The organism is Psychrobacter jeotgali, assembly GCF_904846315.1.
In the GTDB taxonomy this organism is placed as follows: domain Bacteria; phylum Pseudomonadota; class Gammaproteobacteria; order Pseudomonadales; family Moraxellaceae; genus Psychrobacter; species Psychrobacter jeotgali.
Window position 1 is genome coordinate 2,497,141 of record NZ_CAJHAF010000001.1, and the last position, 19,385, is coordinate 2,516,525.

General features: G+C 41.4%; 19 protein-coding genes and 2 tRNA genes. 18 read left to right on the plus strand and 3 right to left on the minus strand.

The annotated features are described in order from the left end of the window. Nucleotides 1-97 precede the first annotated feature (97 nt). The 15 genes from tpiA to JMX18_RS10370 all read left to right on the plus strand — a co-directional run bounded on the left by tpiA (nt 98) and on the right by JMX18_RS10370 (nt 14,403). The gene (gene tpiA / locus JMX18_RS10300) at nt 98-901 is read left to right on the plus strand and encodes a triose-phosphate isomerase (RefSeq protein WP_201587514.1); all 804 of its coding nucleotides are present in this window, start codon (nt 98-100) and stop codon (nt 899-901) included. Between the two features lie 210 nt (nt 902-1,111). Further along, nucleotides 1,112-1,423, plus strand: a complete 312-nt coding sequence (gene secG / locus JMX18_RS10305; RefSeq protein WP_201587516.1) for a preprotein translocase subunit SecG — start codon at nt 1,112-1,114, stop codon at nt 1,421-1,423. 182 nt (nt 1,424-1,605) lie between these two features. Beyond that, nucleotides 1,606-1,690 (plus strand) — tRNA-Leu (locus JMX18_RS10310). Between the two features lie 125 nt (nt 1,691-1,815). Further along, a tRNA-Met gene (locus tag JMX18_RS10315) sits at nt 1,816-1,892 on the plus strand. A 486-nt stretch (nt 1,893-2,378) separates the two neighbouring features. Beyond that, on the plus strand, nt 2,379-2,879 hold the full coding sequence (rimP, locus tag JMX18_RS10320; protein ID WP_201587517.1) for a ribosome maturation factor RimP: 501 nt from the start codon (nt 2,379-2,381) through the stop codon (nt 2,877-2,879). Nucleotides 2,880-3,032: 153 nt separating this feature from the next. Next, on the plus strand, nt 3,033-4,517 hold the full coding sequence (gene nusA, locus JMX18_RS10325) for a transcription termination factor NusA (RefSeq protein WP_201587518.1): 1,485 nt from the start codon (nt 3,033-3,035) through the stop codon (nt 4,515-4,517). A 189-nt stretch (nt 4,518-4,706) separates the two neighbouring features. After that, the gene (gene infB / locus JMX18_RS10330; protein ID WP_201587519.1) at nt 4,707-7,433 is read left to right on the plus strand and encodes a translation initiation factor IF-2; all 2,727 of its coding nucleotides are present in this window, start codon (nt 4,707-4,709) and stop codon (nt 7,431-7,433) included. A gap of 206 nt (nt 7,434-7,639) precedes the next feature. Beyond that, a complete protein-coding gene (locus JMX18_RS10335; protein WP_201587520.1) occupies nt 7,640-8,053 on the plus strand; it encodes a ribosome-binding factor A in 414 nt (137 codons plus the stop codon). Nucleotides 8,054-8,074: 21 nt separating this feature from the next. Continuing rightward, the gene (truB, locus tag JMX18_RS10340; protein ID WP_201587521.1) at nt 8,075-9,160 is read left to right on the plus strand and encodes a tRNA pseudouridine(55) synthase TruB; all 1,086 of its coding nucleotides are present in this window, start codon (nt 8,075-8,077) and stop codon (nt 9,158-9,160) included. Between the two features lie 470 nt (nt 9,161-9,630). Then, nucleotides 9,631-10,158 (plus strand): type 1 glutamine amidotransferase domain-containing protein, encoded by a 528-nt coding sequence (locus JMX18_RS10345; RefSeq protein WP_201587522.1) that lies wholly within the window; start codon nt 9,631-9,633, stop codon nt 10,156-10,158. A 123-nt stretch (nt 10,159-10,281) separates the two neighbouring features. Next, entirely contained in the window at nt 10,282-10,443 is a 162-nt protein-coding gene (locus tag JMX18_RS10350; RefSeq protein ID WP_201587524.1) for a hypothetical protein, read from the plus strand. Nucleotides 10,444-10,486: 43 nt separating this feature from the next. Further along, a complete protein-coding gene (locus JMX18_RS10355) occupies nt 10,487-10,666 on the plus strand; it encodes a hypothetical protein (protein ID WP_201587525.1) in 180 nt (59 codons plus the stop codon). 270 nt (nt 10,667-10,936) lie between these two features. After that, nucleotides 10,937-11,206, plus strand: a complete 270-nt coding sequence (gene rpsO / locus JMX18_RS10360; protein WP_455237866.1) for a 30S ribosomal protein S15 — start codon at nt 10,937-10,939, stop codon at nt 11,204-11,206. A 605-nt stretch (nt 11,207-11,811) separates the two neighbouring features. After that, nucleotides 11,812-13,926: a polyribonucleotide nucleotidyltransferase gene (gene pnp / locus JMX18_RS10365; protein ID WP_201587527.1), complete on the plus strand. Its 2,115-nt coding sequence runs from the start codon at nt 11,812-11,814 to the stop codon at nt 13,924-13,926. A gap of 198 nt (nt 13,927-14,124) precedes the next feature. Beyond that, nucleotides 14,125-14,403, plus strand: coding sequence for a type II toxin-antitoxin system RelB/DinJ family antitoxin (locus tag JMX18_RS10370; protein ID WP_201587528.1), 279 nt, complete (start codon nt 14,125-14,127; stop codon nt 14,401-14,403). Between the two features lie 51 nt (nt 14,404-14,454). Here the strand turns inward: JMX18_RS10370 and rluF are convergent, their stop codons facing one another. After that, the gene (gene rluF, locus JMX18_RS10375; protein ID WP_201587529.1) at nt 14,455-15,453 is read right to left on the minus strand and encodes a 23S rRNA pseudouridine(2604) synthase RluF; all 999 of its coding nucleotides are present in this window, start codon (nt 15,451-15,453) and stop codon (nt 14,455-14,457) included. Between the two features lie 280 nt (nt 15,454-15,733). Here rluF and JMX18_RS10380 point away from each other — a divergent pair, with 280 nt between their 5' ends. The 3 genes from JMX18_RS10380 (at nt 15,734) to JMX18_RS10390 (ending at nt 17,860) form a co-directional block, all read left to right on the plus strand. Beyond that, a complete protein-coding gene (locus JMX18_RS10380) occupies nt 15,734-15,931 on the plus strand; it encodes a glutaminase (RefSeq protein WP_265088827.1) in 198 nt (65 codons plus the stop codon). 36 nt (nt 15,932-15,967) lie between these two features. Then, a protein-coding gene (locus tag JMX18_RS10385) for an IS3 family transposase (protein WP_201583165.1) occupies nt 15,968-17,055 on the plus strand; the annotation gives its coding sequence in 2 pieces (ribosomal slippage) (nt 15,968-16,220 and nt 16,220-17,055; 1,089 coding nt in all). A 49-nt stretch (nt 17,056-17,104) separates the two neighbouring features. Then, nucleotides 17,105-17,860: a glutaminase gene (locus JMX18_RS10390; protein WP_201588323.1), complete on the plus strand. Its 756-nt coding sequence runs from the start codon at nt 17,105-17,107 to the stop codon at nt 17,858-17,860. Nucleotides 17,861-17,948: 88 nt separating this feature from the next. On the opposite strand, the gene JMX18_RS10395 is transcribed toward JMX18_RS10390, so the two are convergent. Together JMX18_RS10395 and JMX18_RS10400 are read right to left on the minus strand one after the other, a co-directional pair. Further along, a complete protein-coding gene (locus tag JMX18_RS10395; protein WP_201587530.1) occupies nt 17,949-18,569 on the minus strand; it encodes a hypothetical protein in 621 nt (206 codons plus the stop codon). 192 nt (nt 18,570-18,761) lie between these two features. Then, nucleotides 18,762-19,268: a hypothetical protein gene (locus JMX18_RS10400; RefSeq protein ID WP_201587531.1), complete on the minus strand. Its 507-nt coding sequence runs from the start codon at nt 19,266-19,268 to the stop codon at nt 18,762-18,764. Nucleotides 19,269-19,385 lie beyond the last annotated feature (117 nt).

Genomic DNA, 19,385 nt, shown 5'->3' on the forward strand with positions numbered 1-19,385 from the left:
TGCGTATTATCCCTACTATAGCAGTGGCTAAATATTTGCTATACTTGCGCCGATATTAGCCAAAATGGCACTGATCAAAGACAAAAGGTAGATGAGAATGCAAGCTTGGGTAATTGGAAATTGGAAACAGAATCCAGCCACTACTAATGAAGTTAATGAGTTGATAGACTCGTTATTGTCCGCAATAGATGAGCGTAGTAATGATCTTAATCCTGATATCTGCCAATTAATGGTAGCGCCAACCGCTATTCATTTAGCAGCAGTCAGTGCGCGCTTGCAGCAGACCCCGCTACTTTGTGCAGCGCAAGATATCAGCGCTCATAGTGGGACTACGGGTGCTTATACTGGTGATTGTTCAGCTCAGCAAATGGCTGATGCGGGCGCCTCTTGGACGCTGCTTGGTCACTCAGAGCGCCGGCAGTATCATCAAGAGTCAGCTGATGAGTTACTACAAAAGCTCACTCATGCGCAGGCGCAACAACTGGGCGTGATATTTTGTATCGGCGAAACCCAAGCTCAATACGATGCCAAGCAAACTCTTGAGGTGTTGAACGAACAATTAGCAGTGATAAAAGAGCTATTAACTCAACAACCAAAGCTTGTAAAGACTATAGCTGAGCGCCTTATTATTGCTTATGAACCCGTTTGGGCAATCGGCACCGGTAAAGTTCCTACGGTTAGCGAGGTAAGCGCCACTCACGAGCATATCAAGCAAACTGTTGCAAGTTTTGCTGATGAATTGCCCGAGATTACCGTATTATATGGCGGTAGCGTCAATACTGATAATGCCGATAGCTTTGCAGCAAGCCCTATGATCGACGGCGCATTGGTAGGCGGCGCTTCTCTAAAAGCAGAGAGTTTTTTGACTATTGCTTCAGCTTTTAGCCGCGCTAAAGCTTAAAACCTAACGATAGCTGTGCTATAACAAGCACTTAGATCTATCGTCAGTAGATTTAACACTGCACTTGTAATCGTGTACAATGCGCCTTATTTAATAGCATTGTTTTATATAATCGATCAGCCGTTGTTCATTGGCGACTACATTTATATTCTATCAGTAAGACCTATCTTCAGATTATGTTAGTCGTATTATGCGGCAAAAGAGGACACCATGTTTACCTTTGTATTAGCCTTACACATTATCGTGGCGATTGCCATGATTGGCCTGATTTTGATTCAGCATGGTAAAGGGGCAGACGCCGGAGCATCATTTGGCGCAGGCTCTTCTGGCACTGTATTTGGCGCTGCAGGCACCGCTAACTTTTTGACCCGTGCGACGGCGGTACTAACAGTGATATTTTTTATCACCAGTATGACCTTGGCTGTAAACGCTCGTGAGCAAGCAGAAAGCCAGTTTCGCTTAGACGCACCCGTATCAGCACCTCAAAACCCACGCCCACTGACGGATAATCCGCAGCAATAGTTTTTGGTAGCAGTTTTTAGTATCCGGGTCTTGCTATTTTGATGGGTTAGTTTTACAATGCTTGCCTGTTTTCGCTGGTCATTATCCATGGGCAATTACCTCAAAAGCCCTACATATAAAATAATGTAGTGATAAAGGTCGAACAAACAGAGTGCAAAAGTCGCATTTTATAATGCTGACAAGCGATTGTGGTGGAATTGGTAGACACGCCATCTTGAGGGGGTGGTGGCGCAAGCTGTGGGGGTTCAAGTCCCCCCAATCGCACCAAATTTTATAAAGTATCTTTTATAAATGAAGCACTACTGCAGTTATAGCAATTTTGATTTAAAGTTTATTTTAAAGAAAGGTTGACAGGTCGATAAAACCTCCCTATAATGTGCATTCTAAATTGATGCGGGGTGGAGCAGTCTGGTAGCTCGTCGGGCTCATAACCCGAAGGTCGTTGGTTCAAATCCAGCCCCCGCTACCACTTTTTAATACTGATTTTTGTACACTAAATTTTCAGTGTAAATTAGCCCACCATTATGTTTGTGGGTTTTTTTGTATCTGATAGTCAGTGTCACCGCGGTATCTATCCTACTTATGCTAAGCTCTATGATCATAGAGTACGATAATATCAGCCACTTGCGTGATGAATTCGTAAGCGACATTGTCCTTAATATTACCCTACGTTTTAAAACATTTTTTAGAACCTTATACCGGCTTTGATTCCAATTTTAGCTATAGCTATCATTTATTATTGATAGATCATTACAAATTTGGACTAATTGAGGTGTTGTTAAAGGTGCTATTCATAAGATGTGAATGTGTGAAATATTGTATGGTTATTATAAAATATGACCTAGAGTGCTGGTTTTCAGCGAATACAATAGAGTAGTATTAAGCCGTATAAATAGTATTTAATAGTATAAATAACGATTAAAAAGTTAAGCGAACAGGAAATAATAACTGGCTTATGAAACTTTCGAACAAAGTTGAAGAATTGACTAATATCATTGCTCCAGCAGTTGCTGCTTGCGATGTGTCCCTGTGGGGCGTTGAATTTGTTCCCCAAGGTCGCCGCTCTTTATTACGTATTTATATTGAGTCTTTGCCAGAAGAGCAAGCGCAAGATAAACACGTAACGATTGAAGACTGCGCAGCGGTTAATCATCAAGTGAGTGGTGTACTTGAGGTGCATGATCCTATTGCAGGTGAATATATTTTAGAAGTATCATCACCGGGTTTTGATCGCTCATTTTTCTCAGACACCCAGATGCTTGATTATGTGGGTCAAACTGTGAGTTTGCGCCTAATTCAAGCTATCGGTCAAGGGGATAAAAAGCGCCGCAAAGTTACCGGTACGTTAGATAGTATGGATAATACTTCATTACAGCTGACGGCGACTGATGGCGAAGCGTTTGAAATTGCTTTGAGTAATATTGACAAAGCCAATTTAATTTATGAGGATGTTTAAGCCCATTATATTTGCAATGATTAGCAGAGCGATCAGAGTAAGCAAGGGTTTTCACCGTTTTTTATTAACCATGCGTGGTTGATAGGGGCAATATAAAGTCAAAAACCAATTATGAAATTTAAGCCAATTATAAAATGATAGGACAGGTATAGCATGAGTCGTGAAATTTTAACGGTCGTTGAAACCGTAAGTAATGAAAAGGGCTTAAATCCTGAAGATATTTTTGAAGCCATAGAAGATGCCTTAGTGGTATCGACTAAGAAAAAAGTATATACCGACCAACCAGAGGTAGCGGTACGTGTGGCTATCGATCGTGATACTGGCGACTACGACACTTATCGTTACTGGACAGTAGTAGCCGATGAAGATCATGAGATGCCAGCTTGTCAGCTAGCTATTACCGACTTGGACCAAGATGAATGGTCAATTGGTGATATCAAAGAAGAGCAGATCGAATCGATTGAATTTGGTCGTATTGCTGCTACTCAGGCCAAACAAGTTATTATCCAAAAAATCCGTGAAGCTGAACGTGCGCTAGTCGCTGATGCTTTTGAATCGCGTATTGGCGAGATGATGTACGGTGAAGTCAAAAAGCAAACTCGTGATGGCTATATTATTGATCTTGGCGATAATGCCGAAGGCTATCTATCGCGCGATCAGATGCTGCCCCGTGAACAGCTGCGAGTAAAATCACGTATCAATGCGATTTTATACCATGTAAACCGTGAAAACCGCGGTGCACAGTTGTTGTTGTCACGTACACATCCTGAAATGCTTAGCGCATTGATGCAAAAAGAAGTGCCTGAAATTGCCGAGCAAATCATTGAGATTCGTAATGTCGCTCGTCTGCCAGGTACCCGTGCTAAAATAGCCGTCAAGACTAATGATCATCGTATCGACCCAGTCGGTGCTTGTATCGGTATGCGCGGTACTAGAATTCAAGCAGTACAGCAAGAGCTAGATGGCGAACGTATTGACGTAGTGGTATGGTCGGATGATCCGGCGCAGTTCATTATCAGCTCGCTTGAGCCTGCAGATGTCAGCAGTATTATTCTTGATGAAGATACCAAGACAGCAGATATTGTTTTTAGTACCAACGATCAGTTGGCGCGTGCGATTGGCTCACAAGGTCAAAACGTACGTTTGGCTTCAGAGCTGACCGGTTATAAGCTTAATATGATGCTAGAAGAAGAGTATCAACAGCGTCAAGAAAATGAATCAAAAGCTTTTATCGAGCTATTTTATGAGCGCTTAGAAGTGGATCAAGATTTAGCGGAAGCTTTAGTTGATATCGGTTTTACTAGTATCGAAGAAGTGGCTTATGTACCGGTGGAAACTTTTTATGATATCGAAGGTTTGGATGATGAAGCCATCGATATGATTCAAGAACGTGCTAAAGAAGTCGTCATCGCCGATGAGCTGATGAAGCAACAAAACATGAAGCAGCCTAGCCAAGAATTACAAGATCTTGAAGGTATGACGGTAAGCTGGGCCTATAAAATGGCACAAAAAGACATCATTACCGTTGATGATTTAGCAGAGCAGGCGGTGTTTGACCTAGAAGATATTGAAGGGTTGGATAGTGAAACTGCAGGGAAACTTATCATGAAAGCTCGGGAATCTTGGTTCGATGAATAGGCGTTAACGGCATATCGCTGTCTTTTAGTGGTATGCTATCGACAATTAAAGGCTAATTAAACTTATATAGAACGGCCGGTATTTATACAGAACGGATAACATATAAAATTAATATTAGCTCAACGCAATCATTTGTAGCCAACAATTGAATTGAACATATAGCAAATAATAGACAGTAGGTGATAATCAATGGCAGATAAGACCGTCAAAGAACTGGCAGAAATGGTAGGCAAAACCGCAAGTGCTGTAACTCAGCAACTGCAGGATGCTGGACTGCCTGCTCGCGGGGAGGATGACTTAGTCACCGAACTTGAGCAAGAGAAGTTAGTGGCGTATTTAAAACAAACTCATGGCCAGCAAGAAAAGCGCCGTATTAGCCTAAAATCTAAGACGACTAGTACTGCTCGCGTGACCGGCTCTTCAGGAAAGTCTAAGAGTGTTAACGTTGAAGTACGCAAAAAGAAAGTTTTCGATAAGCCAGATCCAGAGAAAATGGCTAAAGAATTAGCAGAGCGTGAACAAGCGATGATTGAAGCACAAGCTCGTGCTGCAAAAGAAGCTGAAGAGCGCCAAGCGGCTAAGAAAGAAGCTGAAGAGCGCCAAGCGGCGACTTTAGCGGCTATGCGTGCAAGTCTCGGCTCTAAGAAAAGTTCTGATGGCAAAAACGAAGACGTCGCAGCCTCAGTGGTAGTCAAAAAAGGTGGTAAAAACAAAACTACCACAGAAGTTAAGCCTCAAGAGAAGAAAAAAGTAGAAGCGACCAAACCGAAAACTGAAACGGCAGCTGAACGTAAAGCACGCGTGGCACGTGAAGAAGAAGAAAATCGTTTACGTGAAATCGAAGCTGAAACTCGTCGTCAGCAAGCAGAAGAAGCGCAGAAACGTACGCTTGAGCAAATGCGTAAAATGGCTGGTAAATATACTGACCGTGAACCAGTTGCTGAAGTCCGTAAAGATGAACCTTTAGCCGAAGGCTTAGTAGGTGACGCTTTAGAAGAATCGTTTGAAAAAGAGCGCCGTGAGATTAAGCGTGGTTCTGGTAGCACGGGCGCACGTGGCCGTCGCCGCAAAAATCAAGATGAGCGTGAGATTAAAAACCGCAAGAATGGTTTACGCTCAACTCAGTCGTCACAGCATAAGTTTGAAAAACCAGTCGAAAAGATTGTTTATGATGTGGAGATCAGCGAGCAAATAACCGTATCAGATTTGGCTCAGCGTATGGCGGTTAAAGCTCGCGAAGTGACCAAACTATTGATGAAAATGGGTGAAATGGCTCGTGAATCAGACACTATTGATCAAGCAACTGCCAGTTTAGTCGTTGAAGAGATGGGTCATAATCCCGTACCTATTAGCGATACCAAGGTCGAAGATGATCTTCATGAAGCGGTTGATGAGCGTAGTAGTAACGTTCAAGCACGTCCACCAGTAGTTACTATCATGGGTCACGTTGATCATGGTAAGACCTCATTGCTTGATAAGATCCGCGAAACAAAAGTAGCCACTGGCGAAGCTGGTGGTATTACTCAGCATATCGGTGCTTACCATGTAAAAACCGATCGTGGAGTCATTACTTTCCTTGATACCCCAGGTCACGCTGCCTTTAGTGCTATGCGTTCACGTGGTGCTCAAGCGACAGATATTGTAATTTTGGTGGTTGCAGCCGATGATGGCATGATGCCGCAAACTGAAGAAGCGATAGATCATGCTCGTGCTGCGGGTACGCCACTTATCGTTGCTATCAATAAAATGGATAAGCCTAGTGCAGATCCAGATCGCGTCTTAAACGAATTGACTGCTAAAGAAGTGGTCTCTGAAGAGTGGGGCGGCGATACGCCAATGGCTCGTATTTCAGCCAAGACCGGCGAAGGTATCGATGATCTGTTAGAGCTTATTAGCTTACAAGCTGAGCTCATGGAGCTAGAAGCACCGTTAGATGGTGCTGCTCAAGGTGTGGTTATTGAATCGAAGCTTGAAAAGGGCCGTGGTCCTGTAGTGAGCTTACTGGTCAAAAAAGGTACCTTGAAACAAGGCGATTTAGTATTAGCGGGTGAGCACTATGGTAAAGTTCGTGCGATGACTGATGAAACGGGTCAGCGAGTTAAATCCGCAGGTCCTTCTATTCCGGTTGAGATCTTAGGTTTACCTGAGACTCCAGCGGCGGGTAGTACATTCTTAGTCGTTACTGATGAGAAAAAAGCTCGCGAAGTAGCAGACTTTAGAACCAACCGTGAGCGTGAGCAACAGCTTGAGCGTCAAAATAAAATGCGCTTAGAGAGCATGTTCGAGCAAATGGAACAAGGCGATGTGTCATTCTTGAATATTGTCCTGAAAACTGACGTTCGTGGTTCATTAGAAGCGCTATTATCAGCATTGAATGAATTATCGACTGACGAAGTTAAAGTCAGAGTGATTAGCTCAGGCGTGGGTCCTATCTCTGAGTCTGATGTTACTTTGGCAGAGTCTAGCGAAGCAGTACTACTAGGTTTCAACGTTCGTGCTGATAGCACAGCGCGCCGCAAAGCGGATGCCGCCAATATGGACATTCGTTACTATAGTGTCATTTATGGTCTAATTGATGATGTTAAAGCGGCGATGAGCGGTATGCTAGCTCCAGAGCATCGTGAGAAAATCTTAGGTGTTGCAGATGTTCGTGAAGTCTTCCGTTCTAGTAAGTTCGGTGCTGCTGCTGGTTGTATGGTGGTTGAAGGAACTATCTATCGTAACAAACCTATCCGGGTCTTACGTGATGATCAAGTTATCTTTACCGGTCAACTACAGTCGCTACGTCGTTATAAAGAAGACGTCAACGAAGTACGTACCGGCATGGAGTGTGGTTTAGCAGTCCGTGGTTATGATGTTGAAGTGGGCGACAAAATCGAAGTCTTTGAAATCCAAGAGTTCGAACGTACTATCTAAATAAAAGGCTTTAGATAGATAACTATCAATAAGCCTTTAGCCTAATCAAATGAGCAGTAATTCATGAACAACAATTACTGTTCAATAACCTTAGATGGTATTAAATCAAAATTAGGCCTAACAGGTTTACCCTGCTAGGCCTTTTTTATTGTATATTTGGGTCATTAATTATGGCTCGTAACTCATTTTAATTATAGGATAATAATATGAACCAGCGTCTACAACGTCTAGGAGATCAGATTCAGCGCGAGCTTGCTGTTCTCATTAGAGATGAAGTTAATGATCCACGCCTAACCGGTTTTGTGACTATCTCAAGTGTCAAGGTGAGCTCGGACTTGGGCTATGCCGATATCTATGTCACCATTATGGAGCCTGAGCTCAATGATGCGATGACAAAGTCTAGCCATGAACAAAGTATTGGCGTCCTCAATAAAGCGGCTGGATTTTTGCGTACTCAGCTCAGTCATATATTGAATACTCGTACCACTCCGCGTCTACGCTTTCATTACGATGAAGTCACGGCTCGCGGTAATTATATGATGGATCTTATCAATCAAGCTGTGACCAAAACTGAGCAAAATGACGATGATGAGAATGACAATAATGAAGGTGCGATCTAAGCTGAAGAGTAAGTAATTATTATGTCCATAGCGTCTAAATCATCTCGTAATAAAGCAGATAAAACTAGAGTCTCAGGGGTCATATTGATTGATAAACCTATGGGTATGACCTCACAGCAGGTGGTATCGAAGGTAAAATATCTATTCAAGTCGCCCCTACACGATAGCAAAAAGGCAGGGCACACCGGGACGCTAGATCCTATGGCTACTGGTCTATTGCCGATATGTTTGGGTGAAGCTACCAAGTTTAGTCACTATCAGCTGGATGCCGACAAGTCCTATCAGACGACCATTCTACTAGGACAGCAGACCGATACTGGCGATGCGGATGGACAAGTTATTGACCAAACTGCAATACCTAGTCTCAATAAAACCCTTTTAGATGAAGTTACAAAGCAGTTTTTAGGGGCTCAGCAGCAAATTCCGCCGATGTACTCTGCTCTAAAAAAGGAGGGTAAAAAGCTCTATGAGTATGCGCGAGCGGGCATAGAGATTGAGCGTGAGCCTAGGTTTATTAACATCAAATTTCTTGAGCTGACTTTGATAAATGCTCAACAACTACAATTGACCGTCACTTGTACCAAAGGGACTTATGTCCGGGTTTTGGCAGAAGATATTGCTAAGGCACTAGGGACACTGGGTCATTTGATATCTTTGCGCCGTATAAAAGTGGGTGATTTTATAGTCGATAATGCGCTCACTTTAGAGCAATTAGAATCTTTAGAGCATGAGCAGAGGCTTGCTCAGTTGATGCCGGTAGATGCTTGTATCGATATAGAAGCTGAGTTGGTGTTGTCGGCTGAACAGGGTATTCGAGTACGTCAAGGTCAACGCTTGAATGTTTTTGAGCAGATTACTGAACCCTTGAAAGATTATATGGTGCAAACTTTAATAGTAGAGGATGCAAAAAGTAAAGCCGCTGAGGATGATAGCTCGGTTGATACTAATAATCTGCTTGATAGCCGTAAAGAAAACACTGATTCAAATAGACCTGAGTATGAAAGAACCGTTGATATTCGTTTAGTAGATGAGTGCGGAGCGTTTATTGGTCTTGGGGCAATAAGCCTCAACGGGCGCTTACAACCCAAAAAGCTAGTACACTTATAGACTATTGATTATAGGATTACGTCAGCATAGCTAATAGGGTAATAAAACTGATGAAAACTAGACTTAACCGCTCAAGCGATTGGATAACGCTAATAAGACTTACTAGCCTCTTACATTAATCACATATCGTCACATTTAATTGCAGGTTTCGCCTATGGTGAAACCTGCTTTTTTTGTACACTGATTAAGTCAGCTAGGGAAAGCACTATTAATCAACTGCTATCAACAATCACACTAATTATTAAAATGAAATAGCCAGTATTAATAATAAAATAACTATTTATAAAGTAACGGACATAATAATAACAACATTAATAATTAAAACTAATAAAGTTAAAAACAATAATTATAAATGGCAAGGTTAAGCCGATATATTAATAATAAAATATGACTTTGTTTTTAAGTTAAAAAGTAAATTGAAGGATAAATTCATTTAGCTAATAATATATAACAATTAAAGAGGTAATACTATGAAGACTATCGCTTTTTTATTACACAATTATTTTGAACAAGTAGAATATGAAGAGGTCAATAACCTTCTCAAAGATAAAGGTTATAAAACAGTCCTGATAACTACTAATAAGAACAAAGAAGTTCAAGGTATGAATCAAGACGTCAATAAAGGGGACACCTTCACGGCAGACTTATTTGCAAAAGACGTTGATATTGCCGATTATGATGCTCTAGTGTTGCCAGGTGGTACTGTTAATGCAGACAATATACGTGGTAACGAACAAGCTCATAAACTTATCAATGCTGTAGATAAAGCTGGTAAGCCCTTGGCGCTAATTTGTCATGCCCCTTGGATATTGGCTGATACTGAAATAGCAAAAGGCAAAACTCTTACTGCTTATCATACCTTGCAAACCGATCTTGAAAATGCTGGTGCGACTTTTGTCGATGAGACCGTGCAAACTGATGGTCATTTAATTACCTCACGTAATCCTGATGACATCGAGAATTTCGTTAATGCTATCGATAAAGCACTATCAGCATAAACTTATTAGATGCTAAAGAGGTTTAGAATATACTTAGATTCTGAACAATGACGCTATAAGCTATAAAGTTATAAATAAGTACAATTATCACCCCTAACATTTTATAATAACAAGGAAATTACCATGACACAGCCTAATCCAAATGATACTAAGCTTGAGCAACAGAAATCTGAATCAGAAGTTTCTTCTTTGAAGAATCAAACTGAAAACAATTATGAAAATGATACGGAAGCAGCGGCGGATCGTATTGCTGATAATTTAGAAGAAGCTAAGAAAGATAAGTAATAAGCTTCAGAGTTTTTCAGTATAAAAATATAGGAAGGAAACTATGAATAAATCAGAAAAAGATATGGATAAGCAAGAAAAAAAGATAAATAAGCTAGCGGAAGATATCAATCCTAGTGAAGACGTCACTCCAGATAGCTTAGCAGAAGCAACGACAGTACCCTTAGAAGATGGTGCTCTTGGTGGTAATGCTACACAAAAGGACGCTAAAGATAACAAATAAAGTATTATCTAATCTTATTCTTCGAACTTAAAAGACTATTTTCTAGACTTGTCGTTTAAATAGTTCTGTAATAAAACTGCCTGAATTAGCGCAAAAAACTGCTGCTAGTTCGGCAGTTTTTTGTTATACTTGCGGCCACCAATCGCGTTTATTCTTCAATAGGTCAACTCTAGTAATGCAGGGTTGTCCTGAATGTCGAGTAAGCTATCTTTTATATTTTAAGCTCTTATTCTTTTAATAGTTTTAGAGCTGCTAGCATTGCTGGAGAAAATTATGCTAACTAACATCGATCGTCAAAATATCATCGCCCAATATCAACGCGGCGAAAATGACACAGGCTCACCTGAAGTACAGGTTGCGTTACTAAGCGCCCGTATTAACGATCTGCAAGACCATTTTAAACTACATAAAGCGGATCATCATAGCCGTCGTGGTCTTATTCGTATGGTTAACCAGCGTCGTAAACTACTTGATTACCTAAAAGGTAAGGATCTTGGTCGTTATTCAACTTTGATCACCCAATTAGGCCTACGTCGTTAATTTTAGGTTATTAAAAGCTGCTGAGTAAAAATGTATTATAGAGCTATATAATGGGCTCGAAGTATAAAGGCTTACGGCTTATTATGAATATAAGAATGATGAAAACGGTGTGGAATAGCTTCACGCCGTTTTTTTATGGGTCTCGAATAATCTATAAATGTCTGTCAACAGCGAGTTATAAAGCCTTACAAGTGGCACTGTCCATTTTAAAAAGTAGGCGTTCTTTTAAGCTTTGCAATTAATTGGTCAATAGCTATAAATCCCTGTAAAATGGTGCACGGCAATTTTTTATAGCGCTTTATGATAAGCCGCCTAATAATTGGAAGTATTGGCTGAGACAGCCTTATAATCAAGGCTGGCACTAAATAACGGAGCTAGAGCCATAGGCTTCTATCATTTATATACAAACGTAATTATTAATGATTACCAAAGAATTTAGAGTTTTATAAAGACAAGAGTAGTAACAGTGATAACTGAGCAAGAGACTAAAATGCTGTCATGCAATACTAGTAGGTTTAGTCAGATACACCACAGAAATTTTAACGACCGATATCAGGCTCCATAGAGCTGATATTATTTTCGTCATTTAACATTAGGGAAACTATATGACAATGTTCAACACTATTAAGCGCGAATTTCAGTATGGCGACCAGCAAGTCGTCTTAGAGACCGGCCGTATTGCCCGTCAAGCTAATTCTATTATGGTACACATGGGCGGCGTTTCGGTACTAGTCGCAGCCGTAGTCAAATCTGAAGCCAAAGAAGGCCAAAACTTTTTTCCATTGACCGTAAACTATCAAGAAAAAATGTACGCTTCTGGTAAGATTCCAGGCGCTTATGGCAAACGTGAAGGCCGTGCTAGTGAGTTTGAAACTTTAACTTCGCGTCTTATTGACCGTCCCATCCGTCCACTATTTCCTGAAGGCTATGTTAACGAGATTCAAGTCACAGCGACAGTAGTCTCATCTGACAAAACTCGTCATGCTGATATCGCCGCTATGATCGGTGCTTCAGCGGCATTGGCTATCTCTGATGCACCATTTAACGGTCCTGTTGCTGGTGCGCGTGTTGGTTTTATCGACGGCGAATATGTGCTAAACCCAACGCTTGAGCAGTTAGAAAGCAGTGATCTTGATTTGGTAGTGGCAGGGACTAAGTCTGCAGTATTGATGGTTGAGTCAGAAGCCAAAGAGCTATCAGAAGATCAGATGTTAGGCGCGGTACTATATGGTCATGAGCAGCAGCAAATCGTGATTGATAATATTATCTCATTAGCCGAAGAAGTGGGCACCGCCAAGCAGCAGTTTGAAGCGCCAAAGCATGATGAAACCCTAGAGAGTAGCATGAAAGAGCAGTTCGGCTCTCAGGTTGCAGATGCTTATACTATCACCGACAAGCAAGAACGTTACGCTAAGCTTGACGAAATTAAAGACGCCGCTATCGAAGCTCTCGCAGGTGATAACGAAGCAGAAGGTTATGACGCTAAAGTTTCTGAGCTCAAAGATATTTATAATGATCTGAAATATCGTACCGTACGCGACAATATCTTATCTGGTAAGCCGCGTATCGATGGTCGTGACCTTGAGACCGTGCGTGCGCTAGATATCCAAGTGGGCGTACTCCCTTATACCCATGGTTCAGCGCTATTTACTCGCGGTGAAACTCAAGCCTTGGTAACCACTACGCTAGGCAACAGCCGTGATGTCAATATGATCGACTCGCTAGCGGGTACGATTCGTGACCATTTCATGCTGCATTATAACTTCCCGCACTTCTCAGTGGGTGAGACTGGCCGCGAAGGTATTCCAAAGCGTCGTGAAATCGGTCATGGCCGCTTAGCACGCCGCGGTGTAGAAGCTATGCTGCCAGATAGCGAACGCTTCCCGTATGTCATTCGTGTGGTATCAGAGATTACTGAGTCAAACGGTTCATCTTCGATGGCCTCTGTTTGTGGTGCCAGCTTGGCATTGATGGATGCAGGCGTACCAATGAAAGCACCGGTAGCTGGTATTGCTATGGGTCTGGTAAAAGAAGGCGAGCGCTTTGCGGTTTTATCAGATATCTTGGGTGATGAAGATCATCTAGGCGATATGGACTTTAAAGTAGCGGGCTCTAAAGACGGTATTACTGCCTTGCAGATGGATATCAAAATCGAAGGTATTACGCCTGACATCATGGAGCAAGCACTGAAGCAAGCCCATGCCGGTCGTATTCACATTTTGGATGCGATGAACAAAGTATTACCTGAGAGCCGCACTGAAATTAATGCTCATGCGCCAAATTACGCGGTTATCGAAATTAACTCTGATAAAATCCGTGACGTTATCGGTAAAGGCGGCGCTATGATCCGTCAATTGACTGAAGAGACGGGTGCGGTTATCGATATTGATGATAACGGTACGATTCGTATCTTTGGTGAAAATAAAGCAGCGACTAAATCTGCTATCAGCAAGATCGAAGCTTTGACTGCTGAAGTTGAAGTGGGTAAAACCTACGAAGGTACGGTTGCTCGTATCGTTGACTTTGGTGCCTTTGTAAACGTCCTACCAAATACTGACGGTTTAGTACATATCTCCCAAATCGCAGAAGAGCGCGTCGAGAATGTATCTGATTATCTAAAAGAAGGTCAGACGGTTAATGTATTTGTTCAAGACGTTGATAATCGTGGTCGTATCAAATTGACTATGAAAGGTATTGAGCAAGGTTCAACTGCTGAATAAATCATTTGGCTTGATATGAAAAACCGCTCTGATTTCGGTCAGGGCGGTTTTTTTATTGTCTGCTATTTAATTAATGGTTTATGACAATGAAATATGTGTGGCAAAATGGATTACAAATGCTACATTAGATAGGTATAGTTATAAGATAAAGATTAATGACAAAACCTTTAGTTTTTATACAGAGGAGTTTAAGTACCTATGAGTAAATCTAAGCAGGCGTCTATTCATATCCGTTGCGACGCAAAATTAGCAAACGAATTCAAGCAAGCCGTTGAAAACAACGGATATACAAAATCACTAGTCATCCGTGAATTGATGCAAGAGTATATCGATAACTCTAATAAGCTCAATTTGCCTACTGAACAGGACACGGTGAAACAGGCCATAAGAAAAAATGATATAGATAAATCATTAGAAGAGATGGCATCTGACGATTTATTGAGGTTAGCTATAAGAATGGCACAGAAACATATATAACTTAGATTTTGGAATAGAAAGTAGGTTTGCTTAAACCTACTACACGTCAATCTATGATTTTGAGGAGCGCTTGGCACCTCGACCTTTTGAAGGGCGCTTGCCATTTGCAGCAGGTTTACCTTTGCCTCCAGACTTGTTGCTATCACCAAAAGGACGCCGATTTTTGCCTTTAGAACTCGCTGGGTTTCTAGCATTATCTTTGGAGCGTTTATTACTTCCCTTTGCTGCACCCGCTGATTTTGAAGACGTTTTTGTTTTTGACGAAGTATTATTACTAGATTTCTTCCGTGGCGCATTACGAGATTTCTTGGCAGGAGTGCTGTCTTGTGAAGAAGAGCCCTCTATAGATTTAAGTAAAACGGACAACTCTTTTGGGGTTAAATCTCGCCAATCTCCAACGGGAATACCTTTAAGATTGACATTCATAATCCGCGTACGCTCAAGCTTTACCACTTCATAGCCAAAATACTCACACATACGGCGGATTTGACGGTTCAGCCCTTGCACTAGGGTGATGTTAAACACGGTAGGCGCTACCTTTGTCACCGGGCATTTTTTGGTCATCCTTCCCAAAATAGGCACGCCGCCCGCTAAACCCTCCATAAAACTATCGGTTATCGGCTTATTGACTGTTACCAAATACTCTTTTTCATGGTTATTGCCCGCCCGCAATACTTTATTGACCAGATCGCCATTGCTGGTCAAAAAGATTAAACCTTGAGAGTCTTTATCCAAACGGCCAATCGGGAAAATACGCACACTATGCCGAACAAAATCAACGATATTGTTTTTCTCGGAGCTCTCGGTGGTGCTCACAATGCCCACTGGTTTATTCAATACAATAAATACAAAGTCATCAGGCTCTCGCGGCTCAATAAGTTGTCCGTTAACTTTTACTCTATCTCCAGCGACTACTTGCTGACCCACCGAGGCACGCTTGTCATTGATGAATACATTACCTTGTTCGATAAAGCGGTCAGCGTCCCTGCGAGAACACATACCGCTTTCGCTAATGTATTTATTTAAACGAGTTGTGGAAGCGTTAAACATAAAGCACCGTTTTACCTAAGAAAAAAGCATAAATTGAAGGAGTTATCGTAAACGAGATGCTTTACATTATATAGGAAATACAGTGCGCATTTTGGAGAGATGGTCAAAACCTAGAAACACATCCTCAATCTATACATCAGGATGATGTCAAAAGAGCTTCTTTATGATGTCAAAAGCTCAAGACTGACCAATCAAAATATAATTCTCTCTAATTTATCATCTGTTATTCAGTTAAAATCTCTATCACTATATAATGCAGTAAAAATACGGTTACCCCATTATGATGCAACAGATTGTAGATGATATTGCCGCCCAGATGTCTATTGAGACCGAGCGTGGAAGAGTAGCAGATTATATCCCGCAATTGGCCCATGTCGATCCATACCAGTTTGGCATTGCTATTGCAACACCTGATGGGCAACTGTATTCAGCAGGTGACGCGGTAATCCCCCCAATAAATAAGAACACTTACAAATAGAGATTAACTGCTAAAATACACCAGCAGGAGAATCCTATGAAAAAGACACGCTTTAGCGACAACCAAATCGTCAACATCCTAAAACAAGCCGAACAAGGCGTCCCTATTACCGAGCTATGCCGTGAGCATAACATCAGCCAAAGCACCTTCTACAACTGGCGATCTAAATATGGTGGTATGGACGCCACACTTATCAGCCGTCTTAAAGAGCTTGAAGTTGAAAATGCCCGCTTAAAGAAGATGTACGCTGATGAATGTCTTAAATCCGACATCCTACAGGATGCTATGTCAAAAAAGTGGTAGCGCCCCAAGGGCGCAAAGCGTTGGTTTGTCACTACATTGAAGATCGTAGCATTAGCATACGCCGTGCTTGCCGTATCTTTAACATCAGCGTCACCTGTTATTATCACAAGTCGGTGGTAACAGATGAGAACCAGCAAATAGCGGACTTACTTATCAAACTGACTGATGAGAACAAGAACTGGGGCTTTGGCTTGTGCTTTTTAACCTTGCGTAATGTGCTAGGACTGCCGTACAACCATAAGCGGGTATATCGCATCTACTGCGAGCTTGAACTCAACCTTAGAATCAAGCCTAAGCGTCGCATTAAACGTGCTAAACCAATACCATTAGCAGTACCTGATAGGATTAACCAAAGCTGGAGCATGGACTTTATGCACGACAGCTTAACTGATGGCCGCGGCTTTAGACTGTTCAATGTCATTGATGATTACAACCGTGAGGCACTCACCGTTGAAGTTGACTTCTCGCTACCGGCCGGGAGGGTCATACGCAGTCTTAATCAGCTTATTGAGTACCGAGGCAAACCTGTGCAGATAAGATGCGATAACGGCCCTGAATACATCAGCAATGCGCTCAAAGACTGGGCTGAGCAGCAAGGCATCATCTTAAGCTATATTGAACCTGGCAATCCACAGCAAAATGCGTATGTAGAGCGCTTTAACAGAACCATGAGATATGATTGGTTAAATCAGGAGCTGTTTGATAATCTAGAGCAGGTACGCGCACAAGCAGAAAACTGGTTATACCATTATAATCATAAGCGCCCAAACATGGGCAATGGCGGTTTTACACCGATACAGAAACTCAATCAGGCAGCTTAATTCTATTTATTAGGTGTCTTAAGTTTGGGAGGGTTACCACGCCGGCACACTGTTTTCCATCCAAAGTATCTCTAAGGTATTTACTTTGACGCTTGGTCTTAGCAAATTAGGAAGTGCGCTATGGAATCATGTGGGTCGTGAGCCTTCTGGTGATCCCTTTAACTCTATTACCATACTGGAATATGAGTCAGGTCGGCCACGTAATCCTTTTATTAATGCAGGCGCAATTGCGGTGGTAGATGCTATAACGATGGGCCGTGAGCCCACAGAAATATTAGATGAGATTTTACAGTTTGTTCACTTTGTCGCGGATGATGATTCAATTGGTTTTGACTATAAAGTGGCAAAGTCTGAGATTGACCACGAAGATCGCAACGCCGCACTAGCTCATTTTATGAAGTCCTTTGGCCATCTAAAGCATGATGTGGATAAAATACTCAATACTTACTTTCATCAATGCTCGATTGCGATGAGTTGCGAGCAATTAGCCCGTGCCGGTTTGTTTTTAGTTTCTAATGGTGTTAACCAACCCACAGGGATAGATGTCATTAATCCGCAGCAGTCTCGGCGGATCAATTCCTTGATGATGATGTGCGGTCACTACGATGGCTCAGGTGAATTTGCTTATCGCGTGGGCTTACCAGGTAAGAGCGGTGTTGGTGGCGGTATTTTGACCATAGCACCCGGTAAAGGCTCGATTGCGGTTTGGTCACCAGGCCTTAATCCTGTAGGAAACTCTAAACTAGGATCGAAGGCATTAGAGATACTAGTAGAGAAAACAGGTTGGTCAGTTTTTTCAAAATAGAACCCACCATAAAAAATCCAATGTTAAACGCTTACTTTAAACGTTTAACATTGGATTAATAAAGCTCTAAAATCACTGATCAGCGCATTTATTCCTGATCTAGCTTATCTATCATACCTTGATACTTCTCTTTTCTGCTTTCAATCTTTTTACGTTCTTCTTCGGCATTTTTTATGAGCTTTTTGGCAGTTTCAACACTCTTATCAAAAGCGGTAAGCTCTAGGTCTACACCATCTTTTAACTTATTCAACACTGCCGCAGCCGCTTTTTCAGTAACTCCATGAGTGATATCGACGGCCTCAGAGGTAAACTCATCTTTTAATTTTGATGCCCATTGATAGATACCCGCCATAGTTATACCGCTTTTATCATCTTGCTCGGACTTATCTTTTTTACCAGACTGGTCTTTTTTATCCGACTTACTGGCTTTATCCTTTTCATCGGCCTGGTCACTTTTTTCAGATGATTTATCTTTGTCATTATTTTTATCGTTATCCCCGGACTTATCATCTTTAGCTGTCTTATCCGACTTAGCAGAATCATCGTCTGTATCAACTTCATAATCATTTTCAGCGTTATAGTCTTCAAAGTCGCCGTCTTCATAAACTACGGTATCGTCTTTTACTACTTCTACGCCCGTCAAAGCTTTATTATCGGCAGATTTTTTATCATCTTTGACATTACTATTGTTCGAGTTATTATTTGACATGATTTATAGTCCTTGTATAGTTTTGAATAAAATATTAGTTTGAAATATTACTTATAATTCATACTAGGCCAAGGCATTCTTTTAAGCAATGGATAGATATAAATCTACCCTGTAAGCTCTACAGAATAAAACATTGTAGTAATTAGATTTTCTCAAATGTTATTTAAGATAAAACTAGTTTCATCTATTATTCTATTGAGCCAAGTGCGCTGCTTCTAATTGAGCAACCTGTTGTTCAAGCAGTTGAATTTGTTCTGCCTTCATCTCAGTTAATTGTTTATTCATCTGTATTCGCTCAGTGACCAACATCTCTTGTTCGCTTAAACGCAGCGACTCATCTTTTAGACGATCAATTTCTTCTTTCGCCAAGCTATCTGTTAGGGGTAAAGGGGAGTTGATGATTGCAGTAGGGTCGAGAGCGTTATCACCTATGCTAGCGATATTAGGGCTAATTTCGTCAGCCCTTTGTGTTTGGTCTGCTGGTGTAGGCGCTGTTTGTGTAGAAGTTGTCTGAGTCGTTATTGACGGAGAAGAAGGAGGAGTTTGGGATAATGGACGCAGCCAAATCCAATAACTGATAATGATTAAAACTAATAATAGTACTAATAGAATCAAAGTTTTTTGCCCTTTATTGCTGTTAGGGACGGGATTCGAGGCTCTGGTCATATCAGAGCTAGGGTTGGCTTTAGTATTTTTCATGCAGGGTCAGTTTATATTAGAATAAAGTCTTTCTACTATAGCAAACCCAAAAACAAAAGCCTATCTTAAAGATAGGCTTTTGATTAATAAAATTAAAGATTATTTCAAGCTAAGATT